Source organism: Streptomyces sp. NPDC008125 (genome assembly GCF_042957125.1).
Taxonomy (GTDB): domain Bacteria; phylum Actinomycetota; class Actinomycetes; order Streptomycetales; family Streptomycetaceae; genus Streptomyces.
In genome coordinates this window covers 1-12,106 of sequence record NZ_JBIBHR010000045.1, presented here as the reverse complement: position 1 = coordinate 12,106, position 12,106 = coordinate 1, and the positions used below count along the sequence as shown (strand labels likewise).

The 12,106-nt window shown below is 69.2% G+C and carries 9 protein-coding genes and 1 pseudogene; 6 read left to right on the top strand and 4 right to left on the bottom strand.

Annotation, left to right across the window (positions count from 1 at the left end; genetic code table 11):
- Positions 1–197 precede the first annotated feature (197 nt).
- From ACFZAX_RS35205 to ACFZAX_RS35195, 3 genes are all read right to left on the bottom strand, one after another.
- Positions 198–1,214: a hypothetical protein gene (locus ACFZAX_RS35205; protein WP_390967025.1), complete on the bottom strand. Its 1,017-nt coding sequence runs from the start codon at positions 1,212–1,214 to the stop codon at positions 198–200.
- 178 nt (positions 1,215–1,392) lie between these two features.
- The gene (locus tag ACFZAX_RS35200) at positions 1,393–1,794 is read right to left on the bottom strand and encodes a hypothetical protein (protein ID WP_390967023.1); all 402 of its coding nucleotides are present in this window, start codon (positions 1,792–1,794) and stop codon (positions 1,393–1,395) included.
- 7 nt (positions 1,795–1,801) lie between these two features.
- A complete protein-coding gene (locus tag ACFZAX_RS35195) occupies positions 1,802–2,965 on the bottom strand; it encodes a hypothetical protein (protein ID WP_390967021.1) in 1,164 nt (387 codons plus the stop codon).
- A 145-nt stretch (positions 2,966–3,110) separates the two neighbouring features.
- On the opposite strand from ACFZAX_RS35195, the gene ACFZAX_RS35190 reads away from it, so the two are divergent.
- The 5 genes from ACFZAX_RS35190 to ACFZAX_RS35170 all read left to right on the top strand — a co-directional run bounded on the left by ACFZAX_RS35190 (position 3,111) and on the right by ACFZAX_RS35170 (position 10,583).
- Positions 3,111–3,302, top strand: a complete 192-nt coding sequence (locus ACFZAX_RS35190; RefSeq protein ID WP_390967019.1) for a hypothetical protein — start codon at positions 3,111–3,113, stop codon at positions 3,300–3,302.
- Between the two features lie 288 nt (positions 3,303–3,590).
- Positions 3,591–3,995 carry a CU044_2847 family protein gene (locus tag ACFZAX_RS35185; RefSeq protein ID WP_390967017.1) on the top strand — a complete coding sequence of 135 codons (405 nt, stop codon included), beginning with the start codon at positions 3,591–3,593 and terminating at the stop codon, positions 3,993–3,995.
- A 3-nt stretch (positions 3,996–3,998) separates the two neighbouring features.
- Positions 3,999–6,203, top strand: coding sequence for a hypothetical protein (locus ACFZAX_RS35180; protein WP_390967015.1), 2,205 nt, complete (start codon positions 3,999–4,001; stop codon positions 6,201–6,203).
- A 49-nt stretch (positions 6,204–6,252) separates the two neighbouring features.
- The gene (locus tag ACFZAX_RS35175; RefSeq protein ID WP_390967027.1) at positions 6,253–7,290 is read left to right on the top strand and encodes an AAA family ATPase; all 1,038 of its coding nucleotides are present in this window, start codon (positions 6,253–6,255) and stop codon (positions 7,288–7,290) included.
- Between the two features lie 11 nt (positions 7,291–7,301).
- Positions 7,302–10,583 (top strand): SAV_2336 N-terminal domain-related protein, encoded by a 3,282-nt coding sequence (locus ACFZAX_RS35170; RefSeq protein ID WP_390967013.1) that lies wholly within the window; start codon positions 7,302–7,304, stop codon positions 10,581–10,583.
- A 414-nt stretch (positions 10,584–10,997) separates the two neighbouring features.
- On the opposite strand, the gene ACFZAX_RS35165 is transcribed toward ACFZAX_RS35170, so the two are convergent.
- Complete coding sequence (locus tag ACFZAX_RS35165; protein WP_390967011.1) at positions 10,998–11,477, bottom strand: Wadjet anti-phage system protein JetD domain-containing protein; 480 nt, start codon at positions 11,475–11,477, stop codon at positions 10,998–11,000.
- Here ACFZAX_RS35165 and ACFZAX_RS35160 point away from each other — a divergent pair.
- Positions 11,463–11,845, top strand: a pseudogene (locus ACFZAX_RS35160) (IS30 family transposase); the annotation flags it as partial. The gene ACFZAX_RS35165 and the pseudogene ACFZAX_RS35160 overlap by 15 nt on opposite strands.
- Positions 11,846–12,106: the final 261 nt, after the last annotated feature.

The following is a 12,106-nucleotide window of genomic DNA, read 5'->3' as shown; positions in this document are numbered from 1 at the left end:
CTACGAACGCAAACCCGAGCACTTCCTCGCCTTCGTCGGCATAGCAGCAACCCTCATCTGCCACCGACGACTCACCAAATGAGACAACCTCTTAGACAACTGCGGAGCATGCCTATAGCTGGAAAGCGGGTCCCTCCTCAGAGCCCGACCCCGGCCCAGGAGGGGGCCGAAATGCCGCTGCGCTGTCCAGTCGTGCGTCAGGGGCAGCCGGGGAATCGGGGTATGGGCAGCGGGTTCGGTAACGGGTGGCGCGTCCAGCCGGTGTCGTGGTCCCAGTGCAGGACGTGGGTCTCGTCCAGCAGGCAGCCGACCCAGAGGCCGGTGATGCCGACCGGTACGTTCGGAGACCGCTGGGGCAGCAGGCCCGGGGCGGCGAGACGGTGCCATGCGGAGGAACGCATCCAGGTGAGCCAGAAGAACACCTCTCGGCGCGGTCGGTCGGAAGCCGCGTTGAGCTTCAGGGCCAGGTCATCGTGCAGCCCGAACTCGACTTCCAGCAGGTCCACCAGTTCCGTTCCGCCGTCGGCGTCAGCGATGGGCGGCGGCTTCGCCGGGAGCGCGGTCCGCCAGGTCAGGGATCGTGCGAGGGCGATCCGTTCGCTCACCTCGCGGCGGGCCAGTTCGGCTAGTTCAGCATCGGTGTGGCGACCCGGGAAAAGGGCTCGCGTCGTCTCGGCCGACTTCCGTTCGTCCTCGGTCCGGCGCTTCTCCAGTGAAGCGAGGAAGTCCGGATCGAACGACCACAGTACCGGGCCCATCTGGGGAGGTTCCGGGAGGGGAGAGGGCGGTGGGGGCTTTCCCAGGCGTCGGTTCTTCTCGGCCTTCCCGGCCCAGTGGTCCGGGTTGAAAGCCGGCATCTGGTCGGACCCCGTCAGCAGGCCGACGCTGATGTAGCCGGTAGTCGTGTCGCTGGGCACGGAACAACCGAAGGCCACTCCAGCATTGCCCAGGACGCCGTACGGGCACGCCTCCTCATGGAATGGCTGCTCGATACAGGCCGTGCCGGGGTCGAAGCGGTGCACACCACGCCGTTCCAGCTCGGCCAGGGCCGGGCTGACGACGGTCAGGGCATCCTTGAAACGGGGGTTCCCCTTGCGGCCCCCGTAGGCTGCTTTCGCCGTGCTCTCGAACACCACATGCCAGCCCAGATTTAACTCGGGCATCGCACGTTCCTTGAGGTACGGCTCCCAGGAGCGCCGGTTCCGCTCAGCCACACTGCTGGTCACCTGTGTGACCTCAACCGCCCGATCAGCGCCGCACATGAAATCGAAGCGCCCGTTGGGGTCCGCGCGCACCTCATGGAAGTCACCGCACCGGGGGCAGCGGTCATACGGTTCGACGGTCTCACCCGTGCAGTACCGCAGGACGCCTGCCGCCCGCAGCTCCACCGGATCACTTGCTCGGGGCATGAGCCTCGTCCGTGCCGGCAGGCGCGTCCCAGGGGAGTACCAGCTGTTCCAGCGGCAGACGGGACAAGGTCTTGAACAAGTCGTCCCGGCGGTACCCGAGCCCCGCGGCAAGCAGAATCCGCACGTGCTGATCCAGTTCCTCGATCATCACCGCGGGCAGGCCGACGGCCTCCGAGATGACCCACGCATCCCGCAGGAGCAGCGCCAGATCGGTATCGCCAACCGGCAGATGGACATGCAGGTCCCACGGAGGGACGGTCTGCAGAGGGCCCCGTACCGCCCGGCTCCGCCGCGTGAGCAATCGCTGACCAGCCACTTGGAGAGCGCGCAGCACCGCCATTTCGGCCATGGCCGCCGCCACGGTCTCACGAGGGCTCTGGTTCATGATTCTCCTACTGGGTCTCGGAGGCGTGCCGCGGCTGGAGGAACGGGATCAGCGGGGCCGGCATCACGGCGGGGGATCCGAGCAGCTCCCATTGGCAGTCCGGCACTTTGCCGTCGAGGTCGCGCAACGACCGCCGCATCATCAACAGGGTCAGGGTGTCCGACGCCCGGTCCGTGGGGGACCAGTGGCGGTCTCCCACCTGGGCCATCAGCACCAGCCCCGACACGAAGGCCCTGCCCATCAGCCAGGCGAGGGCCGCGTCGCCCAGCTCGCCGGCCTCGAGCTCCGCCTCGACCCGTGCGCACAGGTCCAGCGCCCACTCGCGGGTCGCCCCGCTCACCTCCCAGGCTTCCCGCAGGTCCTCCAGCGGGGCCGCCTCCGCCAGACCCACCAGGGCGCCGCGGACGTCACCGTCGGGAACGGTGCTCATCCCGCCGTCCGGAAGGAACACCTCCCGGGCGGCATCAGGGACGTCCTCGACCGTGTACTCGGCCAGCGACGCCCCCGGGTTGCCCCACCCCGCCGGCTGCACGGCCCGCAGCACGTCACCGATCCCCTGCGGCGTGACGGCGGCACCTCCACGCAGCACCGTGGTCACCGCGGCAGCCGTGACCTCCCCGCCGGACAGGCTCGGAGGTTCCGGGTTCGCGTCCAGGTCGGCCAGCTCGGGAGGGGGCCACACCACCCCCCGGTCACACATGTACCGGGCGATGCCCTCATCGATCCGACGCACCCGCGCGGGAACGAGCCGCACCCGCTGCCCCGAGGCGACCACCTCGTCGGCGACGCGCTCCGCCCACTCCTCCTCGTCCTCCCCCTCTTCCGGACCTTCCTCGCCGAGCCCGGCGCCCAGGCCCCGGACCGCCTTGCCGAAGGCGTCCCGCACGGTCTCCTCCGGCACCGGGTGCCCTTCGCCGAACAGCGCCAGCGCCAAATGAGAGGGCCGAGCGCCCCTCCGCGCCAGCCGGGCGAGCGCCACGACCAGACCGAATGCCTCGTCGTCCGGAACCGTTGCGCTCCCGCGCCCTCGGCCCAGCGCCCGCTTCGTGTGTTCCGGCAACAGCCCCGCCCGCCGCCACGACGCAAGCTGCTTCGCCGACACAACGAAACCGTGCTGACGCGCGTGCTCGACGAGCTGCTGATCAGCGGAGACCGGACCAGGAGAAGACATGCCGCGAACCTACCTACTTCCGTCGGAAGAGGCCGCGCCTTCGGGAATTAGAGACCCCCCACCTTTACCCGGGCCGGGCGCACTGGGCCTGGTGACCTGGGGGAACCGCCGCAGCACACGGCCCGGCGACACATTAGGAGGAACCATGCTCACTGCACTGACCGCCCTGCTCCCGACCACCGGGCCCTTGCTCTGGGTCCTGATCACCGTCCTGCACATCTGGATCACCGTGTACGTCGTCATCGTCGGAGTCGCCCTGCTGCACCCCCGCCGCTCCCGCCGGAGGGAAGCCCGCCAGATCCTCGACTGCCACCTCCTCGTCCCCAGGCCCCTGTGACCCTGCTGGAGAAGTGACCGCGGGGTTGTGGCAAGGGTCGGCCCCGGCTCTTGCCATCCGGATTGGCTGATGTTGCCTTAACGGAGGTTGGTGGAAGACAGCACCTCTTTGTGGGAGATCATGCGGTGAAACCGCCGCTAAATTGGTCGAACAGAAGCGAGGAACAGCCGGGTCCGGCGTTTTGGGGGAGATCGTTATGTGCGTCCGTGTGGCCTCGTTCTGACGGGCTGCAGACGGATTCCGGGGGGAAGTTCGGCACGGCCGCCCCGCTCGTGCACAATGTGGCGCATGCCCGACCACCTCGAACTCGAACTTGCCGGTGCCGCGATCCGCGTGGAACTCGCTGGCGTCGGAGAGCCGGCCCCCGCACTTGCGCCAGCCGTCCCCTCCGAAGACGCCGCCGACCTGCCAGAGGGCTTCGGCGCTGTCATCCCGGTCGCCCGCGGCCGACGGGCCGCCGTGCTCGCCCAGGACGTGCTCCAGTCCGCCCTGCGGCCGCTCGGCCCGCTGCTCGAAGAGGTCCACACCGCGGTCACCGCCACCGCGCACCCGCCTCAGGAGCTAACGGTCGAGTTCGGCATCCAGATCGGCCAGGACCTCAAGCTCGGGATCGTGGGCGCCAACGGCCAGGCGACCATGACCGTCAGCGCCACCTGGCAGAACCAGGGCACCGGCGACGCCTCCCCGGCGTAGCCGATGGGTTGGTTCAGCCGTCCGGCAGCGCCGGTCTCCCACGCCGCGCTGCTGCGCGAGGGCGACAGAAAGGCGGCCGGAGCCGCCGCGCTACTCTCGCCGAACCACCTGCTGACCTGCGCACACGTCGTCAATGATGCGGTGGGGCGGGACCTGCTCTGCGCCGAACGCATAACCGGCGAGAAATTCCTGAGAGTCGCCTTCCACGGCTCCGGCCAGACCTCTCAATACGGCCGGGCCCGGCTGTCGGTCTGGGTGGCGCCCGAGCCACGGCCGGGCGACGTCGTGTGGGATGGCGATCTGGCGGTGCTCGAGCTGGAGGAGACGGCCCCCGAGTGGGCTACCCCCGTGGTCTGGCGGGAAATGACCGAGGGGCTGGAACTCCGCGCCTGGCACGGTGGCGGTGTCGGCATCACCTACGCCGACACTGTGGCCGGCTTCCGGGACGGCCCCGGCTGTTACCTCGACGGCTCTCTGACCGGCGCCGCCATCGGCCCCGGCTACAGCGGCGGACCCCTGCGGGTGAAGTCCGACAGAACCGTTGCCGGACTCGTCATCGCCCAGGTGATGCCCGGCCAGGACCCCTTGCGGGCGCAGGAGACCGTCCGGCGCAGTTGGGCCGTGCCCTGGCAGACGGTACGGGAGCGCCTGACCAGCGCGGGCGCACACGACATCCTCGTCGGATGCGAGGTCGTCGCACCGGATCACGTCGCCTGTACGGGACCTGCCGAGGACTCCGTACGCCAGATGGTCCCGATGTTGCGGGCCCTTCTGGACGACACGGCGCGCCGCGCCGACCACTGCAGGCACCTTGCCGCCGGCCTCGGCCTGGAGGCACCCTCTGGCGGCGAGCAGCCGGCGCCCACCCTGGACGAGTTGGCCACGCTGCTGCTCACCGAGCAACGGGCACTGGCCACCCTGACGGAGTCGCTGGCTCCTGTGGTCGGCGGCCACGGCGGTGACCGCACAATGCTGAATGGCCTGCTGGCACTCGGCCGTGTCGAGCCTGCAGTTAGGCTGCTCTCCGTCACCGAATATGAGCAGCTGCACACCGCCCTGCTCAGGGTCGCCGTGGACGAGCCGGAGCTGATCCCGCGCGCGGCGCAGGAGGCCCTGCGGCTCCTGGAGCTCCCGGAGGCGTTGACGCGTTCTCCTCGCCTGGCGGTGAAGGACGTCGACGTCGCCATACAGGCGCTGGAGGAGTACCCGGACGGGCGCGGCGCCATGACCGGCTCCCTGCCCGTCCCTGCGCTGCTCCGCCTCGCGGAGTTCGTGGCTGCCGCCGTCGCCGACCCGGACCGACGGTGGTGGCTGCGCGTCTGGTGCGAACATGTCGCCGGACGCCTGGGCATCAGCGTCGCCGCGCTCGCGGAACGCCGCGCGGACGCCGAGGCCTGGGCCGCCCGCGTCCCCGCGCCCGTCACGCAGGTCATCATGCGGCTGCACCGGGCGGGAGCCGCTGATCCGGACCGCTTCCTGTGCGAGATCTGGCTCGGCCACAAGGACGGCGGGCGCACTGCGGTGGCCACCCCGGAAGACCCAATGGAGCCGGGGGAGATCGGGCGGCTGATACGTCAGACGGTGGATGGCACCGAGACGGCGAACGGCCACGCTCCGACGCGCGTTGACGTGGTGGTGAAGGCCGACGGACTGGACATCCCCGTCGACGAGTGGGACGCGGGCAGCGTCCTGGGGGACCTCTTCCCCGACCTTGCCGAACTGAGCACGCCGCTGGGCGGCCGCTACCGGGTCACGCTGCGCTGCCCGGACTTGACCGGCAGTGTCCCCACTGCGGCGAGTGAGATGCGCAGACGCTGGGCCGTCGGGGGCGACGGGACACTCGTCGTCGACGAGTCGGCTCACGACATCATGAGCCTGTACAAACTCCTGGACAAGCCCCACCGCGACACCGCGCGGGTCGTCCTCCACGGGCCGCCGGAGCGACGGCAGCAACTCCTCCACGTGTGCCTGGCCATGGGAGTGCCCGTTGTGCTGTGGGACCGAGATGCTGGGTCGCACGAGGACGCGCCCCGGATGGACCCCCTCGACCCCACCGGCCCCCTCGACAAGCTCCCGCTGCGACTTCAGGAATTCCGAATGTCGCAGTACGCCGCCTCGACCTTGGACGGGGCGGCGCGACCGGCCCTCATCTGGGAGGAAGGCGAACTGGCGCTGCCAGGACCGCTGAGGCTGGCCGACCCGTCATGACGTACCACACCCACCGAACCCCCGCACCATGGAGAAGGACGGATACCCGATGACGGCCCACGAACCCCACGGGCAGCAGGACACGGCCGACGACGGGCAGGACGCCGACTGGCGGCTGTTCAAGGGCGACGGCCGCGCCAAGACCATCACCTTCCCCGAGGCCCCGCCCTGGCGGCGGTTCGGAAGCCACGCGGACAGTGAGACCGACACCTCCCACCACAACCGGCCCTATCTGATCGGCCCCCAGGAAGCAGACGTAGTCAACGCCGCACTGCTGCTCCGCCGGCCGCTCCTTGTGACCGGACACCCCGGGACAGGCAAGTCGTCCCTGGCGTACGCCGTGGCCCACGAGCTGTCCCTCGGTTCCGTCCTCCACTGGCCGGTCAACAGCCGCACCACACTCCAGGACGCGCTGTACCGCTACGACGCCATCGGCAGGCTCCGCGAGACCAACATGAGCCGCGAACCCCACGGTGGAGACGGCTCCACGCCGCTGGACCCGGGCATCGGCTCGTACTTGCGGCTCGGTCCGCTCGGTACCGCCCTGGTGGCATCAGAATCGCCGCGGGTGCTCCTCGTCGACGAACTCGACAAGGGCGACATCGACTTGCCGAACGACCTTTTGAACGTCTTCGAGGAAGGTGAGTTCGAGATCCCCGAGCTCGCCCGGCTCCCTGAGGAACAGTCCTCGGTAGGCGTGATGACCGCCGACTCCGGCCAGTGGACCGAGGTCGTCCGTGGCCGTGTCCGCTGCTCCGAGTTCCCCGTCGTCATCATCACCAGCAACGGCGAACGGGACTTTCCGCCGGCCTTCCTGCGACGCTGCGTCCGCCTCGACCTCCCGGAACCGGACGAAAACCGACTGCGCGCCATCATCTCCGCCCACCTCGATCCGAAGGGCGGCTTCGAAGCCCACGGCACGCCCAAGATCGACGACCTGATGCGTGCCTTCCTCGCCCGCAGGGCGCGCGGTGAGCTCGCCACGGACCAGCTCCTCAACGCCGTGTTCCTCCGGCGCGGCGGCGTTGAACTCGACGCGGACGGACTGCTGGACGCTGTCCTGCACCGGCTCGCGCGCACCCTGTGACAGGGCGGCCCATGCTGCAGCGGGTGCGCGACGCCCTGTCCGGCGACGGCGAGCTCCTCGATGCCGAGGAGCTCCGCGACGCGCTATGGCTCGCGGCCCGGTTGCCCCCGGCGGCGGCCACGGCGCTGGCACGGCTGGCCCGGGACACTGAGCCAGCCGCCGAGGCAACGATCCCGGCCGAGTCCGCCGCCGCGCCGTCGTTCGAGGGCGCGGACGAGCATCGGGACCCGCCCTCGAAAGAGCACCGGAACGAGACGGCCCCCGGCGGCAGAGCGCGTACCTTGCAGGACGGGCTGCACACGGCCCCCGTGCCGCCGAGTCAGGCCGCCTCCTCCGACCTATCCGCAATGGCCGTACGCGCGCCGGGAATAAAGGCCCTCGACGGTACGGAGCTCCGGACCGGGCGCGCCCTGCGCCCCCTGCGACAGCTTCGTCCCGACGCGCTGCGCACCGAACTCGACGTTGACGCGACAGTCTCAGCCATAGCCGAGACCGGCCTTCCCGACGCCGTGCTCCGCCCCGCACGGACCCGCTGGCTCGACCTGGCGGTCCTCGTCGACGACGGTGTTTCGATGCTCCTGTGGCAGCGGCTCGCGGGCGAGGTCCGTGCTCTGATGGAGCGGTGCGGCGCTTTCCGGGACGTACGCCTCCACGGCCTCGACAGCCGCACGCCCGGCGGTCCCCGGTTGACCGGCCGCCCGTACAGCGGGCGCGACCGGGCGCGTCCGCTGTCCACGGCCCTTGACCCTTCCGGCAACACCCTGTTCCTCGTGGTGAGCGATGGTGTCGGACGGGCCTGGCGGGACGGGACGATGCACAGGGAGCTCGACCGCGCCGCGTCGACGGGACCCGTGGCCGTCCTCCACGCGCTCCCGACGCGGCTTTGGGCGGGCTCGGGCATCGACGCACGGCCCTGGCGCGTGACGACTCGCCGCAGGGGAGCGACCAACCGGTCCTGGCACGTCGAGGACCCCGTCCTGCCGCCGGAACTGGCCTCCTACGGCGGTGTCCCGGTTCCCGTGCTTTCCGTGGAGGGGAGCGACATCGGCACCTGGGCCCAGCTCATCGGCTCCCCCGGAGAGACCGTGGTGCTCCCGCTCCTGACCGGTCCGGACAGGCCCGACTCCGCCGTCGGCGCACGGACGTTCACCCGGCCCGCCGGGTCCGTCGCGGCGGAGGAGACCGTGCTGCGGTTCAAGACCTCGGCGTCCTCGGAGGCGTACCGCCTCGCGGCGCACCTGGCGGCCGTGGCACCGCTCCCCGTTCCAGCGATGCGGCTCGTCCAGCACGCCCTGCAGCCGTCCGTCGACACAGCCCATCTGGCGGAGGTCTTCCTCGGCGGCCTCATGCACGGCGTCGACGGCTCCGCCGACCTCCCGCACCAGAAGACCTTCGACTTCACAGAGGATGTCCGCACGGTTCTGCTGGGCACGGTGCCGTCCTCCGAACTAGTCAGGACGGCACGGGAGGTCACAGCCCATCTCAGCAGACTCCCGAACGCGTCGACGGGATTCCCGGCATGGCTTCCCCACTCCGAGGGCCCGGAGCGGGTCAGGCCGGGCAGCCGCAGGCCCTTCGCCTGGATCGACGAGACCCTACGGCGCAGGCTCGGCTTCGCACCGCCCGCCCCGCCGGAACCGGAAACCGAACCGCTTAGTTCGCGTGTCGAGCTAAGAAATCTCCCCCACGGCTTCGCCCTCGACGAGGGGCTGACGGGGTGGTGTCGGCTGTCCGTCGCCGACCGCCGCTTCGAAGGCACGGACGGCTTGCCGTACGAGGTGTTCGCCGAGCACAGGGAGGGTTGGTCGGACATCCCGCTGCTCCTGGCCCACGACGGCGAGGGCTGCGTGCTCGTCATCCGCAGACCCGAGATGCGCAACCCTCGGGACGCCGTCGACCTCGTAACCACCGAGGTGACGGCGCTGAAGCGGCTGGACGGTTTCTTCGCGCCGCGACTCCTGGCCTGGGACGCCCACCGTCGCCGGCCCTGGCTCGCAGTCGAATGCGCGCTGGACGGCGCCTCGCAACCGGCACCGAACCTGCATGACTTCGTAGGGCAGCAGGGCAACCTGAACCGGGTGGGCCTGCTGGAGGTCGCCCGCCAGCTCGCGGCGAGCCTCGCCAACGCCCACGAGAACGGCCTGGTCCACGGCTCGCTCACCCCCCGTCGCGTGCTGGTGGCGGGGCGAAAAATGCAGGTTACCGGGTGGATGACCGCATCCGTAGACGGCAGGACCGGTCCGCACTGGGACGCGTACGCGCCAGACCCCCAGTACCGTGCCCCGGAGCTGGACATGCGCGGCATCAAACCGACCCGCGAGTCCGACGTGTACGCGCTCGGCGTCATCCTCCTGGAGGCAGCGACGGGCGAGGTGCGGGAGGAGCATCTCCCCGAAGCCACGCTGGTGCTGCCCGCTGGCCTGGTCTCTGCCGACTGGACGACGATCCTGGAGGCATGCACGCGGAGGGATCCCGCGCACCGGCCGTCTGCGGCCAGGCTGCAACGTGCCCTCGACTCCCTCGCGCTTCAGAGCCCCGGGGGCAGCCAGCCCATGCGGGTCTCTCTCGGACTTGATCCCAGCCTGGAGCCGGTGGGACTGGACCTGGAGAGCGAACACCGCGGCGGCCAGGGCCCCCACCTCCTGCTCCGTGGACTTCCGGCCACAATTCGCAGAAGCGTCCTACGCCGCGTGCTGGACCAGCTGACGCGGCAGAACCCGACGGGTCTCGGGCTAGTCCGCGCTGACTACGACGGACGCAGCGGGCTCAACCGCTTCGAGGACGTCGTGCCGGGTGCCTCGTTCCTCCGCCTGCACGACAACCCGGCACACGCCCTCTCGTTCTGCAAGACGCTTCGACAGGAAGTCACGAAGCGCTGGACCATGCTGGGGCGGAACAACGACGGCTTGGACTTCGGTGCTCTCGCAAATGACGCGGACGAGTATGGCATCCCACATGTTCTGCGGCGCCTCGTCGTCGTTGTGGAGGACTTCCAAAAGGCGCTGCTGCTGGCGCCGGAAGTGTCCACGGTGCTGAGACAGGTTGCGGTGGAAGGGCCACGGCTCGGCATGCATCTCATCGTCAGCACCGACGACGCGAACGAAGACACGATCGCGCGGGTATTCGGGAAACGGAAGCTGGCACGCATCGATTTGCGGGACCAGCGGTGGCGGGACAACCTACTGGAGACACCCCTGACGGCGGAGGTGACCCTGCAGCTTCCGTCGGCAGGGGGGCCGGTGTTGTTCCCCGCAGGGGTGGAGGACGCCTTCGAGCCCTTGTCAAGGAACTGATGAAGACGATCGATAAGTACGACACTCTGCAGCTCTACATGCGGCTTCCAGTGTCTATTGTCCCGAGCCGTAGCAGGGGTATCGGTGCTGCGGTCCGCGCGCGTCTCGCGGCTGACGGCCATGACATCGGCATGGGGTTTCGCTCGCATGGGGCGGCCACCGAAGAGGTCGCCACCGCTGTCATCGTCGCCAGGCACAGATGCCTGACCGTTCGGGTTGACACCGCAACGAGAACGACGTCGACCGGCTGTTCGACGTGGCAGGACAGGATAGCCTGGGGTTGCCTTAACGGAGTTTGGTGGAGTCGAGGGTCACCAACTTAGACAACTCGAGTCCCGAGGTTCAACTGAAACCTCAAGCTGCATGTCAGCCGCGCCGAGTAGGACCGCGACACGGCGACCGCGGGCAGGGTTCTCACCGGTCAGGCTGTCGTGCGAGGACATCGTTCAGCCGCGCACTGAGTGTGGGCAGAACCTGTGCGTAGAGGGTTTCGTGTTCGCACCCCTCACCGCCGTTGGCGACGATCTCCCGCAGCGCCAGGGGACCCTTCAGAGCGAGTTCGGAGGCGAGCTCAAGGTTCTTCTCGAGCTTGCTGGGCTCCTGCTTGTACTTGGGGCCGGCTCGGTACAGCTCGACGTCCATGCCGACGGGAGTGACGTGGCGTTCGATGCGCTCGGTGAGGTTGTGGATGATGCGGATACCGTGGGCGTCCAGGTCCTGCCAGGCGGTGACGGGCAGTGGAGTCATGGTGCGAAGGAATTCGACGAGTCCGTCGGTGGCGTATCCGGCGCCCCAGACGCACAGCCAGTGGTCGACGATCTCGGGGATCTTGCAAACCTGTTGGAAGGCGTCCTCGTTCTCGACGAGGACGATGCCGTCGTCATGCTCGGACATCTGCCCGGCGGACACACCGCCGAGGAGGCGCGCGACGTGCTGGTCCCGCTGATCCAGACCCTGCCCGCGCACCTGCGCGGCTCACTGACCTGGGTCCAGGGGTGCGAGATGGCCGCACACAAACAGTCCACCGTGGTCACGGGAGTACCGGTCTACTTCTGTGACCCCCACTCCCCCTGGCAGCGCGGGTCGAATGAGAACACCAACGGTCTGCTGCGGCGTTACTTCCCCCCAAGGGCACCGACCTGTCCGTGCACAGTGCCGAAGACCTTGAACACGTCGCCCAGCAACTCAACGGCTGACCACGCAAAACGCTCGGCTGGAGAAAACCAGCCGAGCGCCTGTGTGATCTACTGACCACCACGTAGGCCGTCAGGTGTTGCGAGGACCGCTAGAACCCAAGAATCCGCCACAGGGGAGCGGGGCCTCGATGCGTAGTCGACATTGCGTGAGCGCCCACGAGGGGCTGCGCTGCGGGTAGAGAATCCAGTCCATGGCAAGGAAATCCCGAGCGCGATCTACGGACAGCGCGACCCTAAGAGGTTGTCTCATTTGGTGAGTCGTCGGTGGCAGATGAGGGTTGCTGCTATGCCGACGAAGGCGAGGAAGTGCTCGGGTTTGCGTTCGTA